Origin of the sequence: Geobacillus kaustophilus (assembly GCF_000948285.1) — a bacterium.
In the GTDB taxonomy this organism is placed as follows: Bacteria; Bacillota; Bacilli; order Bacillales; family Anoxybacillaceae; genus Geobacillus; species Geobacillus thermoleovorans_A.
Map to the genome: position 1 here is coordinate 2,234,627 of NZ_JYBP01000003.1, position 22,869 is coordinate 2,257,495.

Annotated in this window: 22 protein-coding genes; 13 read left to right on the forward strand and 9 right to left on the reverse strand. The window is 52.1% G+C overall.

The features are described 5' to 3' along the window. Positions 1–73 precede the first annotated feature (73 nt). The 5 genes from LG52_RS11540 to LG52_RS11560 all read left to right on the forward strand — a co-directional run bounded on the left by LG52_RS11540 (position 74) and on the right by LG52_RS11560 (position 6,385). Positions 74–1,357 carry a UDP-glucose dehydrogenase family protein gene (locus LG52_RS11540; RefSeq protein ID WP_044732036.1) on the forward strand — a complete coding sequence of 428 codons (1,284 nt, stop codon included), beginning with the start codon at positions 74–76 and terminating at the stop codon, positions 1,355–1,357. Next, positions 1,354–2,310, forward strand: coding sequence for an NAD-dependent epimerase/dehydratase family protein (locus tag LG52_RS11545; RefSeq protein WP_044732037.1), 957 nt, complete (start codon positions 1,354–1,356; stop codon positions 2,308–2,310). Before LG52_RS11540 ends, LG52_RS11545 begins: the two co-directional genes overlap by 4 nt. Continuing rightward, a complete protein-coding gene (locus LG52_RS11550) occupies positions 2,307–3,461 on the forward strand; it encodes a glycosyltransferase family 4 protein (RefSeq protein WP_044732038.1) in 1,155 nt (384 codons plus the stop codon). The genes LG52_RS11545 and LG52_RS11550 overlap by 4 nt, the downstream gene beginning before the upstream one ends. Before the next feature lie 255 nt (positions 3,462–3,716). Continuing rightward, positions 3,717–4,811 (forward strand): CotS family spore coat protein, encoded by a 1,095-nt coding sequence (locus tag LG52_RS11555; RefSeq protein WP_044732039.1) that lies wholly within the window; start codon positions 3,717–3,719, stop codon positions 4,809–4,811. A gap of 2 nt (positions 4,812–4,813) precedes the next feature. Further along, positions 4,814–6,385 (forward strand): glycosyltransferase family 4 protein, encoded by a 1,572-nt coding sequence (locus LG52_RS11560; protein WP_044732040.1) that lies wholly within the window; start codon positions 4,814–4,816, stop codon positions 6,383–6,385. Between the two features lie 157 nt (positions 6,386–6,542). On the opposite strand, the gene LG52_RS11565 is transcribed toward LG52_RS11560, so the two are convergent. Continuing rightward, positions 6,543–6,953, reverse strand: a complete 411-nt coding sequence (locus LG52_RS11565) for a CotO family spore coat protein (protein WP_044733231.1) — start codon at positions 6,951–6,953, stop codon at positions 6,543–6,545. 118 nt (positions 6,954–7,071) lie between these two features. Continuing rightward, the gene (fabI, locus tag LG52_RS11570; protein WP_044732041.1) at positions 7,072–7,848 is read right to left on the reverse strand and encodes an enoyl-ACP reductase FabI; all 777 of its coding nucleotides are present in this window, start codon (positions 7,846–7,848) and stop codon (positions 7,072–7,074) included. A 198-nt stretch (positions 7,849–8,046) separates the two neighbouring features. Between fabI and LG52_RS11575 the strand changes: the two genes are divergently transcribed. Continuing rightward, a complete protein-coding gene (locus LG52_RS11575; protein WP_044732042.1) occupies positions 8,047–9,222 on the forward strand; it encodes an FtsW/RodA/SpoVE family cell cycle protein in 1,176 nt (391 codons plus the stop codon). A 200-nt stretch (positions 9,223–9,422) separates the two neighbouring features. Continuing rightward, positions 9,423–10,160 (forward strand): bis(5'-nucleosyl)-tetraphosphatase PrpE, encoded by a 738-nt coding sequence (prpE, locus tag LG52_RS11580; RefSeq protein ID WP_044732043.1) that lies wholly within the window; start codon positions 9,423–9,425, stop codon positions 10,158–10,160. On the opposite strand, the gene LG52_RS11585 is transcribed toward prpE, so the two are convergent. The 4 genes from LG52_RS11585 to LG52_RS11600 form a co-directional block, all read right to left on the reverse strand. After that, positions 10,157–11,068 carry an RluA family pseudouridine synthase gene (locus LG52_RS11585; protein WP_044732044.1) on the reverse strand — a complete coding sequence of 304 codons (912 nt, stop codon included), beginning with the start codon at positions 11,066–11,068 and terminating at the stop codon, positions 10,157–10,159. The two genes, prpE and LG52_RS11585, sit on opposite strands and share 4 nt — an antisense overlap. 156 nt (positions 11,069–11,224) lie before the next feature. After that, the gene (locus tag LG52_RS11590; RefSeq protein ID WP_044732045.1) at positions 11,225–12,040 is read right to left on the reverse strand and encodes an NAD kinase; all 816 of its coding nucleotides are present in this window, start codon (positions 12,038–12,040) and stop codon (positions 11,225–11,227) included. After that, entirely contained in the window at positions 12,037–12,675 is a 639-nt protein-coding gene (locus LG52_RS11595) for a GTP pyrophosphokinase (RefSeq protein WP_044732046.1), read from the reverse strand. The genes LG52_RS11590 and LG52_RS11595 overlap by 4 nt, the downstream gene beginning before the upstream one ends. A 150-nt stretch (positions 12,676–12,825) precedes the next feature. After that, positions 12,826–13,203, reverse strand: coding sequence for a hypothetical protein (locus tag LG52_RS11600; protein WP_044732047.1), 378 nt, complete (start codon positions 13,201–13,203; stop codon positions 12,826–12,828). A gap of 137 nt (positions 13,204–13,340) precedes the next feature. On the opposite strand from LG52_RS11600, the gene LG52_RS11605 reads away from it, so the two are divergent. From LG52_RS11605 to LG52_RS11630, 6 genes are all read left to right on the forward strand, one after another. Then, entirely contained in the window at positions 13,341–13,931 is a 591-nt protein-coding gene (locus LG52_RS11605; RefSeq protein ID WP_044732048.1) for a CYTH domain-containing protein, read from the forward strand. After that, positions 13,928–14,551, forward strand: coding sequence for a lytic transglycosylase domain-containing protein (locus LG52_RS11610; RefSeq protein WP_044732049.1), 624 nt, complete (start codon positions 13,928–13,930; stop codon positions 14,549–14,551). The genes LG52_RS11605 and LG52_RS11610 overlap by 4 nt, the downstream gene beginning before the upstream one ends. A gap of 102 nt (positions 14,552–14,653) precedes the next feature. Further along, positions 14,654–15,067 (forward strand): globin, encoded by a 414-nt coding sequence (locus LG52_RS11615; RefSeq protein ID WP_044732050.1) that lies wholly within the window; start codon positions 14,654–14,656, stop codon positions 15,065–15,067. Then, entirely contained in the window at positions 15,060–15,953 is an 894-nt protein-coding gene (gene spxH / locus LG52_RS11620) for a ClpXP adapter protein SpxH (RefSeq protein ID WP_044732051.1), read from the forward strand. The genes LG52_RS11615 and spxH overlap by 8 nt, the downstream gene beginning before the upstream one ends. Positions 15,954–16,067: 114 nt before the next feature. Further along, positions 16,068–17,519 (forward strand): IS1182 family transposase, encoded by a 1,452-nt coding sequence (locus tag LG52_RS11625; protein WP_231584462.1) that lies wholly within the window; start codon positions 16,068–16,070, stop codon positions 17,517–17,519. A gap of 271 nt (positions 17,520–17,790) precedes the next feature. Then, positions 17,791–17,988 carry a hypothetical protein gene (locus tag LG52_RS11630; protein WP_044732052.1) on the forward strand — a complete coding sequence of 66 codons (198 nt, stop codon included), beginning with the start codon at positions 17,791–17,793 and terminating at the stop codon, positions 17,986–17,988. 13 nt (positions 17,989–18,001) lie between these two features. Here the strand turns inward: LG52_RS11630 and pepF are convergent, their stop codons facing one another. The 3 genes from pepF to cls all read right to left on the reverse strand — a co-directional run bounded on the left by pepF (position 18,002) and on the right by cls (position 22,848). Beyond that, on the reverse strand, positions 18,002–19,825 hold the full coding sequence (gene pepF, locus LG52_RS11635; protein WP_044732053.1) for an oligoendopeptidase F: 1,824 nt from the start codon (positions 19,823–19,825) through the stop codon (positions 18,002–18,004). Then, positions 19,822–21,150 (reverse strand): competence protein CoiA, encoded by a 1,329-nt coding sequence (locus LG52_RS11640; protein WP_044732054.1) that lies wholly within the window; start codon positions 21,148–21,150, stop codon positions 19,822–19,824. The genes pepF and LG52_RS11640 overlap by 4 nt, the downstream gene beginning before the upstream one ends. A gap of 189 nt (positions 21,151–21,339) precedes the next feature. Next, entirely contained in the window at positions 21,340–22,848 is a 1,509-nt protein-coding gene (gene cls / locus LG52_RS11645) for a cardiolipin synthase (protein ID WP_044732055.1), read from the reverse strand. Between the last annotated feature and the right edge of the window lie 21 nt (positions 22,849–22,869).

The following is a 22,869-nucleotide window of genomic DNA, read 5'->3' on the forward strand; positions in this document are numbered from 1 at the left end:
GCCATGTAGCAAACCGCGCTTGTCTGTTAATACGCTATAAAAGCCGGAGATTTCACGAAGGAGGCCTATTAGCATGAACATCTGCATCATCGGCGCTGGCTATGTCGGACTGACCACCGCAGCCGTCCTTGCTGAACTTGGGCATGAAGTGCATTGCATTGAGCATGATGAACGGAAAATCCGCCTGCTCCATAACGGAGAAATTCCGTTTTATGAGCCGGGGCTCGAAGAATTGATTGTCAAAAACTATCATAATCTGACGTTCAGCGGCCGCTGGGATGATATCAAACGGGCGGCCGTCGTTGTCATATGTGTCGGCACCCCGCCGCGGCCCGACGGCGGCACCGACTTACGCTATATTGAAGCGGTGCTCGACCGCTTGGCAGCGACGATCGAATCGTACAAAACGATCGTCACGAAAAGCACCGTCCCGCCGGGGACGAATGAATGGATGCGCTCCGAGCTCATCCGCAAAGGAGTGAAACCGCAGTTGTTCCGCATCGTATCCAACCCAGAGTTTTTGCGCGAAGGGTCGGCTGTCTACGATATGTTTCACCCGGACAAAATCGTCGTCGGACTCGAACCGGATGATGACCAATCGCTTGCCGTCATGCAGACGGTGTATGCCGGAATCAACGCTCCCTACGTCATCACGAGCCTGGCCGGCGCGGAACTGATCAAATACGCTTCCAACGCGTTTTTGGCGACCAAAATTTCCTTTATTAACGAAATGGCACGCATCTGTGACGCGTTTGCCGCCGATGTCAATGACATCGCCCTCGGGATCGGCTTTGACCCGCGCATCGGCCCACACTTTTTGCGGGCCGGCCTCGGCTATGGAGGATCTTGCTTTCCAAAAGATATCAAAGCGCTCGAACATGCGGCGCGCTCGCGCCAAGTGGAGCCGCATTTGCTGAAGGCAGTGCAGACCGTCAACGCCACCCAGCTTGACGTTTGCTTCCAAAAACTCAATGAGCAACTTGCCCCATTGACGGACAAAAAAATCGCCGTGCTTGGCATCGCCTTTAAGCCGAATACAGATGATACGCGTTTTTCCCCCGCTGAAGCGCTCATCCGCCGATTGAGTGAAAACGGCTGTACGGTTGCCGCCTACGACCCAAAGGCAACGCTCTCGGAGCCGCTCGCCCGCGTCACACAAGTCCAGTCGGTGCACGAAGCGATCCAAGGGGCGGATGGCTTGGTCATCGCCACCGATTGGGACGAATTCCGCACGCTTGACTGGGGGCAAGTGAAAGCGGCGATGAATGGGACACTCGTGTTTGACGGTCGAAACTGTTTGGATCGCCATGCAGTCGAACAAAGCGGTTTGCGCTACATGGGGGTGGGGCGCCCGTGAACATTCTCGTCACCGGTGCGGCCGGATTTATCGGCTCCCATTTATGCGAAAAACTGCTCAAAAACGACGAGCATCATGTGATTGGCGTCGACGGCTTTCTCGGACCGACGCCAGCGCCGCTAAAGGCGAACAACATTGCCCATTTGCAGTCTCATCCGCGGTTTACCTTTCTTAAGCTGGATTTGCTGACAGCCGATTTGCAGTCCTTGCTGCAAAACGTCGAAGCGGTCTACCACTTAGCCGGCATGCCCGGCGTGCGAACGAGCTGGGGGACGGAGTTTGCCGCCTATGCTGCCCACAACATTTCCGCTACCCAGCGGTTGCTTGAGGCGTGCAAAGACCGGCCGCTCAAACGGTTCATCTACGCTTCGACCTCATCCGTCTACGGCGAGCGGGGCGGCCCGTTGTCGGAAACGCTTGAACCGACCCCGCTCTCCCCATATGGCATTACGAAGCTCACCGGCGAACATTTATGCCGCGTCTATTTTCGCGAGTTCGCCGTACCGATCGTCATTTTGCGCTATTTCACCGTCTATGGCCCGCGCCAGCGCCCGGACATGTCGTTTCACCGCTTCATCCGCCAGCTGCTCGACGGCCAGCCGCTCACCGTGTTCGGCGACGGGACACAAGCGCGCGATTTCACCTATATTTCTGACTGCGTTGATGGAACGATCGCCGCGCTCGATCGGGATAGCGTCATTGGAGAAACGATCAATATCGGCGGAAAAGAACGAGCATCGGTCAATGAGGTGATCCGTCTGCTGGAAACGCTGACGGGAAAACAAGCAATCATTCAGTACACCCCCGCCGCCCGCGGAGAGCCGAAACAAACGTGGGCCGACTTGACAAAATCGGAGCGGCTGCTCGGGTACAAGCCGGTTGTAACGCTTAAAGACGGCCTTCAAAAAGAGATCGAATACATCCGTTCGCTGTATGAGGGTGAACATTCATGAAAATTGCCTATATCTGCACAGAAAAGCTGCCCGCCCCGGCAGTGCGGGGCGGGGCCATTCAAATGATGATCGATGGGATTGCTCCATTGATCGCTCGCCGCCACGAACTGACGATTTTTTCGATCGCTGATCCGCTTTTGCCGCCTGAAGAGACAGACGGAGACATCCGCTACATCCGTTTTCCAAAAGCCACGTATGAAACGGATGTGGCACGTGCGTTGGCCGCGCACAAATTCGATGTCGTCCACGTCTTCAATCGTCCTGTTCCGCTCATCGATTACCAAGCGGCGGCTCCGCAAAGCGCCTTTGTGCTAAGCCTGCATAACGACATGTTTTCCCCGCTGAAAATTACAGCAGAACAGGCGAAGCGGGCGCTAGACGCCTGCACCTTGCTGACCGCCGTCAGTGAATACATCAAACGGACGGTGACAAACCGTTACCCAATCGATCCTCAGAAAGTAAAAGTCGTTTATTCCGGAGTCGATGCTTCCCAATACATCCCCGTCTGGACGGAAGAAGGCAGGCGCATCCGCCAAGCGGAACGCGAAGCGTACGGACTCACCGATAAGAAAGTCGTTCTCTTTCTCGGCCGACTCAGCAAAACAAAAGGACCGCATTTGCTGATTCAATGTCTGCCCTCCCTTTTGACTCGCCATCCCGAGGCAGCGCTTGTCATCGTCGGCGGAAAATGGTTCGGCGACACCGGACGAAGCGAATACATCGACTGGCTTCACGAGCTCGCGGCGCCGATGGCCGATCGCGTTCTGTTTACGAATTACGTCCCGCACAGTCATATTCCCAAACTGCTCTTAATGGCCGATGTGTTTGTATGCAGCTCGCAATGGCACGAGCCGCTCGCCCGCGTCCATTATGAGGCGATGGCGGCAGGCATTCCGGTCGTGACGACCAACCGCGGCGGCAACACCGAAATCGTCCGCCACGGCGAAACCGGCTTTGTCATCGATGACTACCAAAACCCGCACGCTTTTTTTGAAGCGATTGATTACATGCTTACGAACAGACGCGAAGCGGAAACCATGGCGAAAAAGGCACGAACGCTCGTTGAACAGCAATTTCAATTCCACCATGTGGCTAAGCGGCTTGAAACGGTTTATATCGAAGCCTATTCCTCCCTTTCCCCAAACCAATAAGGGCTGTCTAAGAGAAAGTATTTTCGGGACAGCCTTTTTCTTGTTTCTCTGAAACCAACAATTCCACTTCTTTTCCATTGCATCCCTGTGGATATGCTTCCTCCGCAGCGAACGCCGTCAGCCTCAGGATCATAGAGAAAGATCCTAATAAGTTAATAAGCTTACCCAGTCCAATTTCGTTCTCCATACATATCCTAGTAGCAATCACACCTATTTCGCTTCGTCCATTCCCCAATACCCGACAGGAGGGATAGCGTGAAGAACATCGTGATTGAGCCATGGCTCGTCGATGAAACGACCCATGAATTTTTCGTTCCTGAGTATATTATCCAGCTGGCAGAGGAAGTGCTGAAAAACTACGATTTATCCGTTCAAAACATGCAAATCATCACAACAAAACCAGACAAAGGAGGAGCCATTTGGAAACTCGAAACAAAATCAGGCCCGAAAAGTTTGAAGCTATTGCACCGAAGACCGACGAGAAGTTTATTCAGCCTCGGCGCACAGGAATACTTGGCAGAAGTGCGCAAAGCAAGAGTGCCGCCGATTGTCAAAACAAAGGACGGAAAAAATTATGTAGAAGCGGGAGGAAAACTATGGTTTGTGGCGGAATGGATTGAACCGTTGACGCCGGTTGCAAAGGATTTGGAAGGAGCAAGAAAGCTTTGTTATGCCCTTGGCGAATTCCATCGGCTAAGCAAAGGGTACATCCCCCCGAAGCAGGCAGAGATGGCTTCTCGGCTGCACAAATGGCCAAAAAACTATGAAAAAATGATCACGAAAATGAGCTGGTTTCGCAACATTGCCCAATACTACCCTGAAATGCCGGCAAGCGCGCCGTTATTCGATGCCGTTGATCGATTTGAAGAACAGGCGCGAAAAGGCATGGAACGATTTCAGCAATCCAGCTATGTCGAATTCGTCAAGCAAGGAACGGCTCATTGGGGATTGGTTCACCAAGACTACGGTTGGTCCAACGGCCAAATGGGAGCGGACGGAATGTGGATTATTGATCTCGACGGAGTTGCCTTTGACCTTCCGATTCGGGATTTACGAAAACTCATCAGCGGTACAATGGCAGATTTATACAAATGGGATGCAACATGGGTGCGGGAAATGATTCTAGCGTACTATGAAGCAAACCCCATAACGCCTGAACTATACGAGCTTTTGATGATTGACTTGGCCATGCCAAACGAATTTTACAAAAATATAAAAGAAATTGTCTATGAACCGGACATGTTTCTCAATGAACAAACCGCACAGCTCATTCAAACGATTGTCGAAACCGACCAGTCAAAGTGGTCTGTATTGGCAGAAATCGAACATAAATGGAAAGGAGTGGGATAAATATGAGGATTTTGATGGTTTGCACAGAAAAACTCCCCGTTCCCCCTGTACTCGGCGGAGCCATTCAAACATATATTTCCGGCATTCTTGCACATGTAAGCCAATTCCATGATATCACCGTTTTAGGCATCAGCGATTCGGCGCTTCCCGAGCAAGAAACGATCCATGGCGTTCACTACGTGCGCGTGCCGGGAAAAATATTTGAAATATACCGAGAAAACGTTGTTCGTTATGTGGCAGCAAACAAATTCGATCTCATCCATATCTTTAACCGCCCCCGCCTTGTTCTGCCCGTCCGGCAGGCAGCTCCCGACGCCAAAATAACGTTAAGTATGCACAATGATATGTTTCAACCGGAAAAAATCGATCCAGAAGAAGCAGCGGCGGCCATCGCAGAAGTGGCCTACATCGTAACCGTGAGCGATTATATTGGCAATGTCATCCGAAGTCTATATCCGCAAGCATCGCCAAAATTGCGCACGATTTATTCTGGAGTAGACAGCGAACGATTTTTGCCGGGGAATCATCCGAAAATGCAGAAAATACGCGATGACATTCGGCGTGCGCATGGATTGGAAAACAAAACGGTTATTTTGTTCGCCGGAAGGCTGTCGCGTAATAAAGGGGTCGATAAACTCCTTCTAGCATTGCCGGAGCTGGCAAAAAAATTTAAAAACTTAGCCCTGGTGATTGTCGGGAGCAACTGGTTTAGCGAAAATGACATGACGGATTATGTCGCATATGTAAGAGCACTGGCGAAGCGAATGCCTGTCCCCATTGTCACGACAGGCTTTGTCGCACCGAATGAAATCCAAAATTGGTTTGCGGCAGCCGATTTGTTCGTATGCACCTCGCAATGGCAGGAACCGTTGGCGCGCGTCCACTACGAGGCCATGGCAGCGGGCCTTCCGATCGTCACGACCGCGAGAGGCGGCAATCCGGAAGTCATTGTCGCCAATGAAAACGGCCTTATCGTCGAAAATCCGGGGGACCCGAGTGATTTTGCCGACAAGATTGCCCAAATATTATCGAATCCATCATGGATGAGAAGAATGGGAGAAAAAGGCCGGCAGCTTGCAGTTTCGATGTATAATTGGGAACGGGTAGCTTCCGAGTTATTGGAAGTTTGGGAGCAGGCGGAGAAAACAGAACAAGCTGCAGTGAGTGAAGAACAAGCAGCCGGCATGACAATAGAACCGCTGAAAGAAGATGCAACAGAACAACTGAACCTGCCAACCCCTAAAGCGGATGCAAAAGAAAACGTCCACTCGAAGGAGAACGCGGCAGCGTCATCCGACAAAACGAAAAAGGGAAAAGCCAAAAAAGAGCGGGCTGCATCAATGGAAGACAATCAACAAACAGCCAAACAAAAAGAAGCTGCGGCAGAGCGAACCAAATCCGCGAAAAGCGCCCCAGCTCCTAAACAGAACCAAATCGTCCGCCACACAAAATCGTTTACCATTACAAGCGGCAACCAACAAACGCTGGACTCGTCGCCTAAAACGCATTGGAACCGCAACCAAGCTCAAGCGAAACATGACAGCAAACATTTTACGATTGCAAGTTCACACTAACACGAATCGAAAATCGCCAACGAAGAAAATGACGGATATCCAAAATAAAAACGATCCCACAGCAAATGAGGGAAACAAACCATAACCATCCCATCCCTTTCCCAGAGCCGCAACGCATTCGGAGAAAGATGTGCTTCCTCACAGGAAAGGGAAGGCATTACTGCACAAACCCGATCATCGCCACCGCCATAAGCTGCGCGCGCCCGATGATCGTTTCGTTTCCTTGTTCATCGGCGATCGTCAACTCGGTCGCCGTGCACTTCTTTAATATGCCTTCATAGCTCTTATCCTTCATGACAAATTGGCATTTCAACGGCGGCAAATGAGCGGGCAGCTCCGTCAAAAAAGCCAGCCGCTCGTCAAGCGCCATCGCTTGGAATTCTTTTTTGGCAAAAAATTCAGTCGGTTCCTCCTCGCCGCCTCGTTCATCGCTCGAACTTCCTTCCTCTTCCTGTTGCATTCGGCTAGTCCACATAAACGTTTCTTGCATATGCGCCGCCGCCCGCATCGCTTTTGGCTGCACAATGTAAAGCAACGGCTCCGTCTCCACAACGTTTTGTTTCCGCACGTCAATCCCCCTTTCCATGCTTGCCTTACCTTATATATGTATGCCTATGATCTCAATAATTGCCCAAGTCAAGCAAAAAACAGCCGCTCCATCAACAGGAACGGCTGCTCGCACGTTTTTAATATCCTAAAATGTGGTATCCCGAGTCGACGTGAATAATTTCCCCGGTGATGCCGCGCGACAAGTCGCTGAACAAAAACAGCGCCGCATCGCCGACTTCTTCTTGGGTCGTCGTCCGACGGAGCGGGGCGCGTTCTTCGATTTGTTTTAAAATCGAGTTGAAATCGCTCACCCCTTTGGCCGACAGCGTGCGGATCGGTCCTGCGGAAATGGCGTTGACGCGGATGCCGTATTTGCCTAAATCGTTCGCCAAATATTTCACGCTCGCATCAAGCGACGCTTTCGCCACACCCATGATGTTGTAGTTTTGCACGACGCGCTCGCCGCCTAAGTACGTGAGGGTGACGATGCTGCCGCCTTCCGTCATCAGTGCTTTCGCCTCGCGCGCGACCGCGGTGAGCGAGTAGGCGCTGATGTTGTGGGCGAGCAAAAAGCCTTCGCGGCTGACGTTCATATACTCACCGCTCAAGTCTTCTTTATTGGCATAGGCGATGCAATGAGCGACGCCGTGGATGACGCCGACTTGTTGTTTGATTTGCGCAAAACATTGAACGATGTCTTCATCTTTTGCCACATCGCATGGCAGCAGAAGCGAACGTTCGTCCCCAAGCGTATCGACAAGCGCCCGCACCTCTTTTTCAAACCTCTCTCCGGCATACGTAAACACCAACCGAGCGCCGGCAGCGTGAAGCGAACGAGCAATGCCCCAGGCGATGCTTCGTTTGTTCGCCACCCCCATCACGACATATGTACGCCCTTCCAACGATAAGACCATTCGTTCATCCTCCCAATTATCATTTATTATTAGCACCAGGTGTTAATTCTATTATAGGCGATGCGGCGGGCGATGTAAATGCACGCTTCCCTTTTGTCTTCCGATTCCTTCATGCTGGCGGCGGTTTTTCCCACTTTGCAAAACCGGCGCGATTCGCTAATATGGTATATGGCACATTTGAATGGAGAGGATCGTTCCATGGATCATGATCGTTTTTCCCAGTCGAAGCTCGATTATCATTTGTTGTTTCTTTTATTCTTAATGGCTGTTATCAGCGCCATCGCCATTCATAGCGCAGAACCGATGCTGCCGGAGAAACTGCAAAACGTCAACTTCGCTTCGAAACAGCTGCAATGGTACGCCATCGGCGCTGTCGTGATCGCCTTGACGATGATCATTGACTATGATCGGCTGTTTCAAATCGCTTGGTATTTGTATGGATTCGGGATGCTGCTGTTGCTCGGGCTGGAATTGAACGTTCCGGGATCGGTGACGATTAAAGGGGCAACCAGTTGGTACCATCTTCCGGGGGGGAATTTCCAACCATCCGAACTGATGAAAATTTTTATGATCATCGTCCTAAGCCGCATCACCGTCAACCATCGGGAAAAACATCCCGAACCAACGATAAGGGACGATTTTAAGCTGCTCGGGAAAATCGCCCTCGCGGTTTTGCCGCCGCTCATTTTGCTCGCCAAGCAGCCAGACATGGGCATGTCGATGGTGTTTATGGCCATCACCGCCACCTTGGTGCTCGTTTCCGGCATCCGCTGGCGCATCATTTTCGGCATTATCTTATCCGGTGTAACAATGGTGGCAGTCGTTGTGTTCATTTTCTTTTATTTTCCTGATTTCTTCCATAAATACATTATTAAAGAAGATTACCAGTTGAACCGGTTTTACGGCTGGCTGGCTCCATATGAATATTCCAACGAACAAGGCTTCCAGCTCATCCGTTCGCTCATGGCCATTGGGTCAGGAGAACTGTATGGGAAAGGATTAGGCAACTTGCAAGTCTATTTGCCGGAGGCGCACACAGACTTTGTGTTTGGCGTCATCTCAGAACAGTTCGGATTTGTCGGTTCAAGCATCGTCGTGTCTCTCTTTTTCCTGCTCATTTATCGCATGATCCATATTGCCTTGGAGAGCAACGATTTGTACGGCAGCTATTTATGCGCCGGCGTCGCAGGCATGATTACGTTCCAAGTGTTCCAAAACATTGGCATGACGATTGGACTTTTGCCGATCACCGGACTGCCGCTTCCGTTCATCAGCTATGGAGGAAGCTCGCTGGCGACTTATATGCTGGCGATCGGCCTCGTCTTAAACGTTCATTCACGAACGCGGAAGTTTATGTTCTCGAGCGATGACTAAAGCCGCTTGCTGTGTCGGCAGGCGGCTTTATTTTGGCCGTCACCTGGGCCAAGGATCCTTCTTTGCTCCGCTCCCCGCCGCGGCTGCTGCTTTTTGAACAGCGCCTTCGATGGATAGAACAAGGCTGCCTCATCTTTTCTTTTCCTTGTCGAACGGACATACTGGTAGTATAACGATTCGGGCTAGAAAGGAGCTCATGTATGCAGGTGGACATCATCGGCGACATTCATGGCTGCTTCCGCGAATTCGCCGCATTGACGGAAACACTCGGCTACCATTGGGACGAAGGGGTGCCGATTCATCCCGACGGACGAAAGCTCGGTTTTGTCGGCGATTTGACCGACCGCGGTCCTGAATCGCTGAAAATGATCGAAATCGTCTGCGACCTGATCGAGCGGAACCTCGCCTATTACGTGCCGGGCAACCATTGCAATAAACTGTACCGCTTTTTCTTAGGACGAAACGTGCAAATCGCCCATGGGCTTGAGACGACGGTCGCGGAGTACCGCGCCTTGCCCCCGAGCGAGCAGGAGATGATCCGCCGCAAGTTCATCCGTCTGTATGAACAGGCGCCGCTGTATGCGGTGCTCGATGAGGGGCGCCTTGTCATCGCCCATGCCGGCATCCGTCACGACTATATCGGGCGGACGGACAAACAAGTCAAGACGTTCGTCCTGTATGGGGACATCACCGGCGAAACGAACCCGGACGGAACGCCGGTGCGCCGCGACTGGGCAAAACGGTATCGCGGCAGCGCGTGGGTTGTATATGGCCACACGCCGGTCGAAAAACCGCGGTTTGTCGGACGGACGGTCAACATCGACACCGGCTGTGTATTCGGCGGCGCGCTGACCGCCTTGCGCTATCCGGAAATGGAAACGGTCTCCGTTTCTTCCTCGATGCCGTTCGTTCCCGAAAAGTTCCGCACGTTCTCCTAATCAGCACTTCGTCTGCGCATTGCCTCGATCAGGCGCGCCATATCGCCAGGAAGCGGGGCGGAACATGTATACCAGCGCCCGGCAAACGGATGAAAAAACGACAGCTGCCGGCTGTGAAGCGCCTGGCGTCCGATCATCTCCCGGCTCCCGCCGTACAGTTCATCGCCGGCGAGCGGGTGGCCGAGATAAGCCAAATGGACGCGGATTTGGTGCGTGCGCCCCGTCTCCAGCCGGAGCGAAACGTATGTATAGCCATAAAGCCGCTCAAGTACACGAAAATGAGTGACAGCCGGCTTCCCGTCTTCCCGCACTTCACGTGCGATGATGCTTCCCTCTTGGCGGCCGATGGGAGCGTCAATCGTCCCTTCATCCTCGACAATGACGCCATGGCAAATGGCTTCATACGTGCGCACAACGTGCCCTTTTTGTTGCAACGCCGACAACAAATGATGAACATGGCAGTGCTTGGCGACGAGCACGAGCCCGGACGTGTCGCGGTCAAGCCGGGTGACGATATGGACGGTCGAGTCGAGCTGCTGCTGGCGATAATGGTGAAGCAAGCCATTGGCGAGCGTCCCGCCCGGATGGTGGCGCGACGGAATCGTCGCCAATCCCGCTGGTTTGTTGACAACAAGGACGTAATCGTCTTCATACAGAATGTCAAGCGGCATCGCTTCTGCGTCCATCCAATCGCTTGTCCGCTCCGGCGGAAAGACGACCGACAGCGTCTCGCCGGCGCGCAGCACATGGCGGACGGTGACGGGCCGCCCGTCAACCAACAGCTCCCCGCCATGGAATTTAATATCGGTAAGCGCCGTCCGCGAAATGCCGTTCTCTTGCAAAAACTGGCGCAACAGCTTTCCGTCGTGCTGTTCATCGATGGAAAAGGTCATGGTAAACGGCGGCAATGTTCGTCACCTTTCTGATAAAAAATCTCCGTCTTGCTCATCGTGTTCCATCTACTTTTCTTTGGCGCTGCTGCAACGGAATCGTCATCCGTGCCAAAAGATCATCACCTCGCCGCAAACGGGAAGCGTTGCCTAACCAAGGAGGCTGGCTTTCCCTCAGTCGGCAATAAACGAGTCGCGCACCCGCCGCCAAAACGGAAACGGCCGAAAGCGGGCGAAACGCACCTTTTCATCGGCTACTCGACATTGAATCGACTTCACTTCTTTATGCAACAGTGACAAATGGTCGATCGTAATTTGAAAATCGACGTGGTTGACCGGCTTGAGTAAACACGTATGGTGCGCCGGCAACACGAGCGGCGAACCGATCGTCCGAAACACGCGGTTGTTGATCGACGCCATCTCGGTCACTTGAATCGCCTCCAGCGACGGATGCAAAATCGCCCCGCCGAGAGCCTTATTGTAAGCTGTGCTTCCGGTCGGCGTCGAAATACACAACCCGTCGCCGCGGAACCGCTCAAACAAGTCGCCGCGAATTTCAACGTCCATCACGAGCGTCCCGCTGACGCATTTGACCGTGCATTCATTGAGCGCTAAATACTTTGCCTCGCTTCCGCCGTTCAGATAGCGAATCGTCACCTCAAGGAGCGGATATTCGACCACTTGATACGGCGTCTTGGCAATGGCGATTACAAGCTTTTCAAGTTCCTCCGGCACCCAGTCGGCGTAAAAGCCGAGATGGCCGGTATGGACTCCGACGAACGCCGTCTTGTCCAACCGGTGGCAATAGCGATGGAACGCGTACAACAGCGTTCCATCGCCGCCGACCGAAATGACAAGGTCGGGTTCCTCTTCATCGCAGCGCAAGTCAAAATCAAGCAAATACGTTTTCATTTTTTGCGCCAAGGCGTTTGACGTGTCATCTCCTTTGGATGTGATGGCGAATGCGAGCGGCGCGTCCGTCCGTTTCATTGTCCTTCTCCTTTTGCCTCTTGTTTTCGTGAAAAAGCGGCTTGCGCTTCTTGAATTTCAAAGCGGATTTTCGACATCTCCTCATCGAGGCGATAAGCCGCCTCCGCGGCGCGCTGCAGCCGAACTTTGATGTCCTCAGGGAAACGTCCGCTGTACTTATAGTTCAACGAATGCTCAATCGTCGCCCAAAAGTTCATCGCCAACGTCCGGATTTGGATCTCCGCCAAAATGTTTTTCTCGCCGCGGATCGTCTGCACCGGGTAGCGGATGACAAGATGATACGAGCGGTAGCCGCTCTCTTTTTTTTGCGTGATGTAATCACGCTCCTCGACAATCGTAAAATCGTTGCGCTGGCGCAACAGCTCGACGACCGTCTTAATGTCATCGACAAACTGGCACATGATGCGCAGCCCCGCAATATCTTGCATCTCTTCCTCAAGACGGTCGAGCGGGATGTTTTTCTTTTGCGCCTTATCCAAAATGCTGGCGACGGGCTTCACCCGTCCGGTGACAAACTCAATGGGCGAGTGCGCTTCAATCATCTCGAATTGGGTGCGAATGCCCCTTAGCTTCACTTTCAGCTCCTCAACAGCCTGCTTATACGGGGCTAAAAACAAATCCCAATGGTTTACCATCGTACCACCTGCCTACATGTTTTCAATCTCCCGCGGCTTAAGTCAAGAGGGCGCAACCGCGCCTCTGCCTTGTTGCTCGATGGAACCGCTCATCTGCCGAATTCACCGGGCCGCTCGCTGTTCTAACGCGCCGAAAGAGAAGCCGCCAGCTTATGACTCAAAAAACACGTCTTGCACCGCCTGTTCAAGCGTCTCGCCGTAGTTGGCGTTGTCACGGATATTTTCAAGCAAATAAGACAGTTCATCGTGAAACTGTTCAAGCTCAAGCGTCCTCTCTCCACATCGAAGCCAGACCGGCTCCTCGGCGTCAAGCGCCTCCTTCAGCTGAGGCCACCATGGCTTCGGAACCATGACATATAAAAAGCAGTCATCGGCTTCCAAAAGGTACACAAACGCCAATGCATCCGAGTCGACAAGCATATGGCGTTTCGGCGTCACGCGGGCGAGTGAAATCGGAGCATCATGGACATGCAGCCAAAGCCGGCCATCCTTTCGCTCTGCCCGCCTAACGATCACTTTTTCGTTCATGCTTCCTCCCCTTCCGCATCAACCATCCGCCCTTTATTTTACCATATTCACCATATGCAGACGAAATTAATTGATATTCGCCGAAAAACAGCTGATAATAGAGGGAGACGACTATCCCGTCTTGAAGGAGATTCACGATGCATCAAGAAATTGAAATCGAACTGAAAAACTTGTTGACGGCAGCGGAGTTCGCGACTGTGCGCGCCGCCTTCGGCCTTGATGATGGGGCTTTCTTCCGCCAGGAAAACTATTACTTTGATACCTCTTCGTTCGCTCTAAAAGAGCAGGCGGCGGCGCTTCGCATCCGGGCGAAAGAAGGGCGGTTTACGTTGACGCTGAAACAAACACGTGCGGACGGGTCGCTTCTCGAGACGCACGAATCGATCACGCCATCCGAGGCTGAGGCGCTGCTCGCAGGCGCGCCATTGCGCGGAACGATCGCTGTCTTGCTATCGGAAATGGGCGTCAATCCACAAGAGGTGCGCTACTTTGGCTCCCTTGTCACCGACCGCGCTGAATGGCCGCATGAAGGCGGCACGTTATGCCTTGACCATAACCGTTACTTGCAAAGGGAAGATTACGAACTTGAATATGAAGTGGATCACGTGGAAGCGGGTGAAAAGCGGTTTTTGCGCCTGCTTGGGGCGCTTGGCATTCCGCGCCGCCCGGCGCCAAACAAAATCGCCCGCTTTTACGCCCGCAAGAAGGAAATGGAGGAAAGACGATGACCGTTTCGCCATTAAAGCTGCTCGTTGAATGGCAGGCGCTCAATGCGTTCTCATCCGGGCGCTCGAGCCTGTTGCCATCGCCCGTGCCATCCTTGTTTGCAAGCTTGCTTGCCGAATATCTCAGCCGCGGGGAGGAATCATCTGCCGAGGCGCCTCAAGCCTCCTCAAGCGGTCAGCCTCCGGCGCCCGCCGGCCATAGCGGCGCCCCGCTCGAACATGAAGCGGGCACCGCAACCCAACCATCTTCTTCCATCGATGCTTTGATTGCAGCGGCAGCGGAAAAATACGATGTTGACCCGCAGCTCATCCGCGCCGTCATTCGCCATGAGTCAAATTTCCGTCCCGATGCGAAAAGCCCAGCTGGAGCGCTTGGACTCATGCAGCTCATGCCAAGCACGGCGAAAATGCTCGGTGTCAACGATCCGCTTGACCCGGCGCAAAACATCGACGGCGGCGTAAAATATTTGCGCCAGCTCCTTGACCGGTACAGCGGCAATATCACTCTCGCCTTGGCCGCCTACAACGCCGGGCCCGGGAACGTCGACCGCTATAGGGGCATGCCGCCTTTTGCCGAAACGCGGGCGTATGTCGAACGCGTGTTGAAAAGCTACCGCACATAAACGAGCGGCGCTCGAGTCACTTTGTTTGAGATCCATGCGTGCTGCTGATAAAATAGCTATCAAACGACAACGAATGAGTCTCAAGCAAAAGGAGCATCCGCGATGGGAGAACAATGGCAAACTCTTTATGAGGCGATCGGCGGAGAGGAAACGATTGTGAAGCTTGTCGAAGCATTTTACCGGCGCGTGGCTGCACATCCCGACTTAAATCCCATTTTTCCTGATGATTTGACGGAAACCGCTCGCAAGCAAAAGCAATTTTTAACGCAATATTTAGGCGGGCCGCCGCTTTACACGGCGGAGCATGGGCACCCAATGCTAAGGGCGCGCCATCTCCGCTTTGAAATCACGCCGAAGCGGGCGGAAGCGTGGCTTGCCTGCATGCGGGCGGCCATGGACGAAATCGGCTTGTCCGGGCCGGCGCGGGAACAGTTTTATCACCGGCTTGTGCTCACCGCCCATCATATGGTCAATACCCCAGATCATCTGGACAGAAAGGAGCATACCCTTGAGTGAGAAGTTTGCTGGGAAGATGACATCAGCTTGCCACCCTTCCCAGCCGCTAGGCAACACGAACAAACCGCTCGAGCTGTATTTGTTTATTGATCCTTTATGCCCGGAATGCTGGGGGCTTGAACCAGTCATTAAAAAATTGACGATCGAATACGGCCGTTTTTTTACCTTAAGGCACATATTGAGCGGAACATGGGCGACATGGAGCGCGCGCAAAGGAACGAAGCCGGAGGCAATGGCGAAAGCGTGGGAGTGGGCGGCTTGCCGCACCGGTATGTCATGCGACGGCAGCGTTTGGCTGGAAAATCGGATTTCGAGCCCGTTCGCTCCATCACTCGCCATTAAAGCGGCGGAAATGCAAGGAAAGCGGGCTGGCCTTCGCTTTTTGCGCAAGTTGCAAGAACAACTCTTTCTCGAAAAACAAAATGTCGCTGATTTGTCGGTGCTCGCCGAATGCGCCGTCGAAGCGGGCTTGGATGTCGATGAATTTCTGCGCGACATGCACTCGCCAGGAGCGGCGAAAGCGTTCCAATGCGATTTAAAAATCACCTCGGAAATGGATGTCGATGAAATTCCGACGCTTGTGTTGTTTAACGAAAACATTGAAGACGAAGGCATTAAAATTTCCGGATGCTATCCGTACGACATCTACGTCGAATTGATCGCTGAAATGCTCGGCTTCCATCCTGAACCGTCCTCTCCTCCTCCGCTGGAATCATTTTTAAGCCATTTTAAATTCGTCGCCACACAGGAAGTTGCCGTTGTATACAACTGGACGATCCAAGAAGCGGAAACGGAAATGAAAAAGCTGCAGCTAAAGCAAAAAGTGGAGCGGGTGCCCGTCAAACACGGAACATTTTGGCGCTATATCGATGATGCTCGCCCCTAGCAGCAGGGATGGGCACAAGAAAAAGCCCGGCTGACGCCGGGCTCAGCTTGTCGACAAAGTCGACAAGCTGTTTTAATATATAGGTATAAGGGTATCTTGAAGGAGTGGAATAAGATGCTTCAACGTTACCAAGAAGATCGGAGACATATCGAAACAACGGTAAAAATTGATGATCTTGTTCCTGAAGACCACCTTGTTCGTAAACTAGAAAAAGCCATTGACTTCTCCTTTATCTACGATATGGTCAAGGATTTGTATTCTCCTGACCACGGGCGACCAAGTCTTGATCCCGTCGTGCTGTTCAAAATGTATTTGATTCGTTACATCTTTGGGATTCGTTCGATGCATGAAACCGTAGAACAGATTCGAACAAACGTGGCTTATCGTTGGTTTTTGGGATTGAGTCTGCATGATCCTGTGCCCCATCATTCGACACCAAGTAAAAACTACACGCGACGTTTTGCGGGAACCGATGTTTTTCAAAAGATTTTTTCAAGAATCTTGGAAGAAGCCTTTCAACACGGGCTTGTGGATCCAAGTGTCGTATTTGTCGATTCTACTCATGTGAAGGCGAGTGCGAACAAAAGAAAATTCACAACAGAAATGGCAGAAGTGGAAGCGAAAGCTTATCAAGATGAATTAGAAAAAGAAATTGAGCGAGATCGCATCGCTCATGGGAAATCCCCACTACCGCCAGAAAATGATAAAAAAAAACGAGAAATCAAAGTCAGTAAAACAGATCCAGACAGTGGGATGTTTGTGAAAAATGAACGTGAACGGGTATTTGCTTACTCTTATCACACCGCTTGTGACCGACATGGTTGGATATTACACACGTATGTCACTGCCGCCAATGTTCATGATAGCCAAGCGTTTTTTGAACTGTTTGAGCGAGTGAAGCAAGAAATCAAAGGATGCCCAACAGATGTGTGCATCGATGCCGGATATAAAACGCCAGCGATTGCGAAATACCTATTAGAACAAGAGATCCATCCGATTTGGCCATATACTCGTCCAAAGACGAAAGATGGGTTCTTCCGAAAATCTGAATTTGCATATGACGAACATTTTGACTGTTACCTTTGTCCCAATCACCAAGTGTTATCTTATTCAACAACGAATCGGGAAGGCTATCGGGAGTATAAATCAGATCCATCCATCTGTCAGGGATGTCCATCCCTTCAAAAGTGTACAGCAAGCAAAAATCATACGAAAGTCGTGACACGCCATGTTTGGCAAGAGTATTACGAAGAAGCCGAACATTTACGATATGTACCAGAACATCGCGAGTTGTATGAATTAAGGAAACAGACGATTGAACGGAATTTTGCAGATTTAAAAGAGAAGCATGGTCTGCGCTGGACGAATTACCGAGGATTGGAAAGAAACCAGATGCAGGCGATGCTTGTTTGTGCTGCCATGAATTTAAAGAAATTGGCGAACTACTTGTGGAGAAAGGACCTCTCCTTTCTGTATGTATTCGAGTATGCATCTATTTTGGTTCGTTCATCAAGAAAAACAACCTTAAAAATGGAACAAAATGGTTATAAGACAACTGTCTTATAACCATTTTGTCAACAGTCTGAAAGCCCGGCTGACGCCGGGCTTTTTCTTGTTGCCAAGACAACAAAGGGGATGGGAGAAATTGTTCACGGTCAAACAAAGGGGTATCAGGTTTTGTCTTCCGTTCACGCTTTTATCTTACCAAACGTCCAACCAAATTGGCAACCCGTTTGCTCGTTTGTTCACATTATTGTCATAATTCGCTCTGCGTCATGATCAAGCAGACAAACAGCATATAATCAACTAAAGCAAATGGGAAGAGGGGACCATCGCCATGAAGCAGCGCATCGTCTTATCCCTTTGGGCGGCGGCATCCGGTGCCGCCTTTATCCTGAACTTGTTGGGCCTCATGCAGCTCCTTCCGCTTTGGGCGACCATGCCGCTTTTGTTTCTCTCCTTGCTCGGGTTGGTGGCGACATGGAACCGCCGCCATCAGTTTCGTGGATTTCCGTCCAAACGAATGCGGCTGTAACGCCGCATTCGTTTCATTTCTCAAGCAGCCGCTCCATCTCTTCCAGCTTTTCAGCAAACACTTGGCACGCTTGGCGGATCGGCTCGGCGCTCGTCATGTCGACGCCGGCTTTTTTCAACACTTCAATCGGGTAATCAGAGCTGCCGGCTTTCAAAAAGTCGATGTACCGCCCCACCGCCGGCTTCCCTTCTTCCAAAATCTGTTTACTGAGTGCAGTCGCCGCGCTGAAGCCGGTCGCGTATTGGTACACGTAGTAGTTGTAATAAAAATGCGGAATGCGCGCCCACTCGAGGCCGATTTCTTTGTCCACGACAATATCATCGCCAAAATACGTTTTATTTAAGTCGTAATAAAGAGCCGTCAACGCCTCGGCCGTCAACGCCTCTCCTTGCTGCTCCTTCAGATGGATCAAATGCTCAAACTCCGCAAACATCGTCTGGCGGAAAACGGTGCCGCGGAATCCCTCAAGATAATGGTTGAGCAAATAGAGCCGCTTTTTCTCATCATCGATCGTTTTCAGCAAATAGTCGTTCAACAGCGCCTCATTGCACGTCGACGCCACTTCAGCGACAAAGATTGAATAATGGGCGTACGGATATGGCTGCGTTTTGCGTGTGTAGTAGCTGTGCACCGAATGGCCAAACTCATGCACAAGTGTAAACAAATTGTTCACATTGTCCTGCCAGTTGAGCAAAATGTACGGATGGGTGCCGTACGCTCCCGACGAATAGGCGCCGCTTCGCTTTCCTTTGTTTTCGCGCACATCGACCCAACGGTTGTCAAGACCTTCTTTCACGATCGCCACATATTCCTCGCCAAGCGGCGCGAGCCCTTCCAGCATGTACTGCTTCGCTTCCTCGTACGTTACTTCCATTTTCACATCTTTAACAAGCGGCGTGTACAAGTCGTACATATGCAGTTCATCAAGCCCAAGCACTCGTTTGCGCAGCCGCACGTACCGGTGCAGCAATGGCAAATGTTCATGAATAGTGGCAACCAAATTGTCATAGACGCTCTCGGGAATGTTGTTGGCGTCTAATGCCGCTTCCCGCGCCGAACGATAACGGCGGACGCGGGCGAAAAAGTTGTCTTTTTTCACCGAACCGGCAAGCGTATTGGCGAACGTGTTTTGAAACTTCTCATACGTATGGTATACGGCGTAAAACGCATCGCGGCGGACGCGACGGTCAGCGCTTTCTAAAAAGCGGATGAACCGACCATGCGTCACTTCGACTTCCTCGCCGTTTTCATCGATGATCGTCGGAAACGTCAAATCAGCGTTGTTTAACGCGCTGAACGTGTCGGATGTCGCCTGCATCACCTCGGCCGCCTGCGCCAATATCGCTTCTTCTTCTGCCGACAATACATGCGGGCGCTGGCGCGTAATCTCATCCAGCGCATGCGCATACAAGCGAAGCGGTTCGTATTGTTCCAAAAACGAGCGCAACACCGCTTCATCGATCGCCAAAATTTCCGGCACGATAAACGCCATCGCGCTCGATGCTTCGCTGTACAAGCCTTTCGCCCGAGCGTTAAGCCCTTGGTAAAACGAGTTCGTCGTATCTTGGTCATAGCGCATATGGGAGTATGTATACAGCTTGCCGAGGCGCATCGACACTTCATCTTGGTATTGCAATGCTTCATACAGCACTTCCGGCGATTCGCCAAGCCGTCCTTTGTATTCGCTAAGCTTCGGAATCATCGCCTTTACTTGCTTGAATTCTTCTTCCCAAGCATCATCAGTCGGAAAAATGTCCTCAAGCCGCCACGTTTCTTCCACCGGAATCTCGCTTCGCAGCGGCAGCGACTTTTTCGTTTTCTTTTCCTCCACTGTCATCGTTCCTCCTTGCAAATCATCATACACGAATTATTATTCACCATTTCGTTCATCTTTTCCTGTTTTCTGCTCATTTTTTCCACTCTCCCGAACTCAAGCGCCGAGCAATAGCAGCTAAGCGCTGGCGTTTGGCGGATTTGTTCAAGAAGCGCGGCGTCTTGGCGAATCACTTCGTCGACAGTTGCCGGAAACGACAGCGGCTTCACCAAATGAAGCCGTCCGCCCTCTTCGCGATGGAGATAGCCGAGCAGGCTCAACCAATGCAAATACTCGCCGACAGCCTCGCGATGCGTATCCCTGCCGACAAGCGGCAGCCGGCGCGGGGCAAGGCGGCCGGTGCGGATTTTCTCATCAAGCCATTGAAATAAAGACGATGCTGTCATCGGCCGATCCGTCTTGCCAAGAAGAAACAAAAGCACGTACGTTTGCCAAATAAACGGCGCCGTCTCCCATAAATACCCTCGCGGAAGCGGCCAGCCTGCTTCGGTCGGAAACAGCGGCGGAACGATGCCCGTCTGGTAAAAGTCAGCACAAATGCGGCGCACAGTTTGGTTCGGATACAGCGGAAACGTCCGCCGCCATTGCTTTTTGCGTTCGAGCCAACGTTCCCAAAACGCGGGCGGAAGCGGCAACGGGCAGGAAGCCATCCAATCGGGGAAAGAAATCGACGAAAGCGGAACCGAATCGACCACAGCCAATGTCCGCTGCACCGACAGCGGCAACGGGCGGACAAGATGGATGAAGCGCTTCGTCTCTGGGCTGTAGTACCATATATGCGGAACAACCGAATGCGGGACACGGTGGGCAAACAACCATTGAAACCGGGAGAGCTGCACTTCCCCCGAATATTTTGGCGAACGCCGCAAATGATGGGCTCCTAACACCCACAACGGGCGGATGCCAAGGAGACGGTAGCCGTCATTGCGTTCGCGAAACAGCGATTCATCGATCGTGGAACATTGGTATTCGAGGGCATAAAGGTGTGGGCCATGGCGGAACAATACGTCAGGACGCTGCTTGATGGCGGGCAAATACGGCTCGAGCTTCGCCTCCATGCCTTGGCGAATGAGCCACGCGAACAAGTCTCGCTTCCCAGTTAAGTGACGCTCCGACTCCGGTTCGTGCTCGACCGGGCAGGCCGCCCCTTTTCGATGGGCGAAATGCGGCAAACGGTAGCGGCCCGACCGGAGCACCACTTCTTGACGGCACGCGGGACAAAAAAACGGTTCCTGTCGTTTCAGGCGCATCAGCCCCTCTCGTTCCCATCTTTCCGCCCCGGCAAGCGAAACCGTCCTGCCATCAGCGGCGAGAGCGACAAACAACATGATCACTTCCTTTCCAGTAAAAAATAGTTGTCCGTGAGCGGGAACAGCTGGAATTGTTCTCTGCTGCCCCCCTTCACCGTTCGGTTCTTCCCTTTTATTCGTTGACCATCGCCGGTTTTCCTGCCCAAAGCCAAACTGCGTCGAAAAAAAGTCCGCCGATTCGGCGGACTGGCGTTTACAAGCGGTTGGTTACAACAGAGGCGACAACAGCCGGGAGACCGATTCAGCGATACGCACCCGGAACGGGCGCTGTTGAAACTGTTCGTAGTCGATCATGGAAGCGTGGCGAAAATCTTCCAAAAAGTCGCGGACGAGTTTATGAATGCTGTCGGTATAATACAAAAAAGCGTTCACTTCAAAGTTTAAATGAAAACTGCGCATATCCATGTTTGCCGTGCCGATCGAGGCGAGCTCGCCATCGACGACGATCACTTTGCTGTGCAAAAACCCTTTCTCATACTCGTAAATTTTCACCCCAGCTTCAAGCAGCTCGGGAAAATACGAGCGCGAAGCGTAAAAGACAATTTTTTTATCCGGACGCTTTGGCGCCAGCAGGCGAACATCGATGCCGCTTAACGCCGCCACTTTGAGCGCCGTCAAAATGTCTTCATCCGGCACAAAGTACGGCGAGGCAACCCAAATCGACCGTTTGGCCGACGTAATCATGGCAAAATACAGCTGTTTGATCACTTCCCACTTTTGGTCCGGACCGCCGGCAATGAGCTGCACCCCGCCTTGCCCTTCCTCGACGATGAGCGGCGGCGACAAATAGTCCGGCGTCAACAAGCGTTCTCCTGTCATGTAATACCAATCTTGCAAAAAAATGAGCTGGAGTGTCCGCACTGCTTCACCACGGATCAATAAGTGCGTATCGCGCCAAAATCCGAAATATTTGTTTTTTCCTAAATACTCATCTCCGATGTTCAGCCCGCCGACAAAGCCGACGCCTCCATCGATGACAATGATCTTTCGGTGATTGCGGAAATTGATTTGGTTGCTTAAAAACGGGAGGCGCACTGGTGAAAACGGGATCATCTCGACTCCAGCCGCGCGCAGCTCCTCGATATAGGCGTTTGACAACTTCCAACTTCCAACAGCGTCGTACAAAAAACGGACGCGCACCCCTTGGCGCGCCTTTTTCATCAAGACGCGCTTCAACCGTTGACCGATTTCATCATGACGGACGATATAATATTCTAAATGAATATGGTGCTCCGCTTTTTCCAGTTCGGCAAAAATGGCCGAAAATGTCTCCTCACCGTTGGTCAACACCGCCGTCTGCGATGCGAGTGAAACCGGATGCCGGCCGATGCGATAAGCAAGGCGCAAAAGCGGACGCTGATGGGGCGCCATCGGCAGCCGCTCGACGGCAATCGGCGACGGCTCTTGAAACTTGAGCAGCACCGCCTCATCAAAATCGGCTTTCTTTTTATAGCGCCGTTGTTGCCAATAGTTGCGGCCGAACAATAAATAAAACAAAAAGCCGACAATCGGAAAGCTCCCCAGCACCGCCAGCCAAGCGATCGTCTGCGCCGGCTTCCGGTTCTCGAGGGAAATGACAAAGGCGATGAACACAACCGAGCAAGAGATGAGCACACTCAAAACGCCGAGCAGCTTCCCTTCCCACAACCCACGCGTCAATACTAACAACGCACCAACAATGACGACGAGAATCGCCACTCTCGATGTGTTTCGCAACAAAACCCCTCCACCCGGCTC

Bases quoted from the DNA above. Each gene is read 5' to 3' on its own strand.
- LG52_RS11540 (WP_044732036.1), top strand. From the start codon at position 74: ATGAACATCTGCATCATCGGCGCTGGCTATGTCGGACTGACCACCGCA.
- LG52_RS11550 (WP_044732038.1), top strand. From the start codon at position 2,307: ATGAAAATTGCCTATATCTGCACAGAAAAGCTGCCCGCCCCGGCAGTG.
- LG52_RS11560 (WP_044732040.1), top strand. From the start codon at position 4,814: ATGAGGATTTTGATGGTTTGCACAGAAAAACTCCCCGTTCCCCCTGTA.
- fabI (WP_044732041.1), bottom strand. From the start codon at position 7,848: ATGGTCTTATCGTTGGAAGGGCGTACATATGTCGTGATGGGGGTGGCG.
- LG52_RS11575 (WP_044732042.1), top strand. From the start codon at position 8,047: ATGGATCATGATCGTTTTTCCCAGTCGAAGCTCGATTATCATTTGTTG.
- prpE (WP_044732043.1), top strand. From the start codon at position 9,423: ATGCAGGTGGACATCATCGGCGACATTCATGGCTGCTTCCGCGAATTC.
- LG52_RS11590 (WP_044732045.1), bottom strand. From the start codon at position 12,040: ATGAAACGGACGGACGCGCCGCTCGCATTCGCCATCACATCCAAAGGA.
- LG52_RS11595 (WP_044732046.1), bottom strand. From the start codon at position 12,675: ATGGTAAACCATTGGGATTTGTTTTTAGCCCCGTATAAGCAGGCTGTT.
- LG52_RS11600 (WP_044732047.1), bottom strand. From the start codon at position 13,203: ATGAACGAAAAAGTGATCGTTAGGCGGGCAGAGCGAAAGGATGGCCGG.
- LG52_RS11605 (WP_044732048.1), top strand. From the start codon at position 13,341: ATGCATCAAGAAATTGAAATCGAACTGAAAAACTTGTTGACGGCAGCG.
- LG52_RS11610 (WP_044732049.1), top strand. From the start codon at position 13,928: ATGACCGTTTCGCCATTAAAGCTGCTCGTTGAATGGCAGGCGCTCAAT.
- LG52_RS11615 (WP_044732050.1), top strand. From the start codon at position 14,654: ATGGGAGAACAATGGCAAACTCTTTATGAGGCGATCGGCGGAGAGGAA.
- LG52_RS11625 (WP_231584462.1), top strand. From the start codon at position 16,068: ATGCTTCAACGTTACCAAGAAGATCGGAGACATATCGAAACAACGGTA.
- LG52_RS11630 (WP_044732052.1), top strand. From the start codon at position 17,791: ATGAAGCAGCGCATCGTCTTATCCCTTTGGGCGGCGGCATCCGGTGCC.
- pepF (WP_044732053.1), bottom strand. From the start codon at position 19,825: ATGACAGTGGAGGAAAAGAAAACGAAAAAGTCGCTGCCGCTGCGAAGC.
- LG52_RS11640 (WP_044732054.1), bottom strand. From the start codon at position 21,150: ATGTTGTTTGTCGCTCTCGCCGCTGATGGCAGGACGGTTTCGCTTGCC.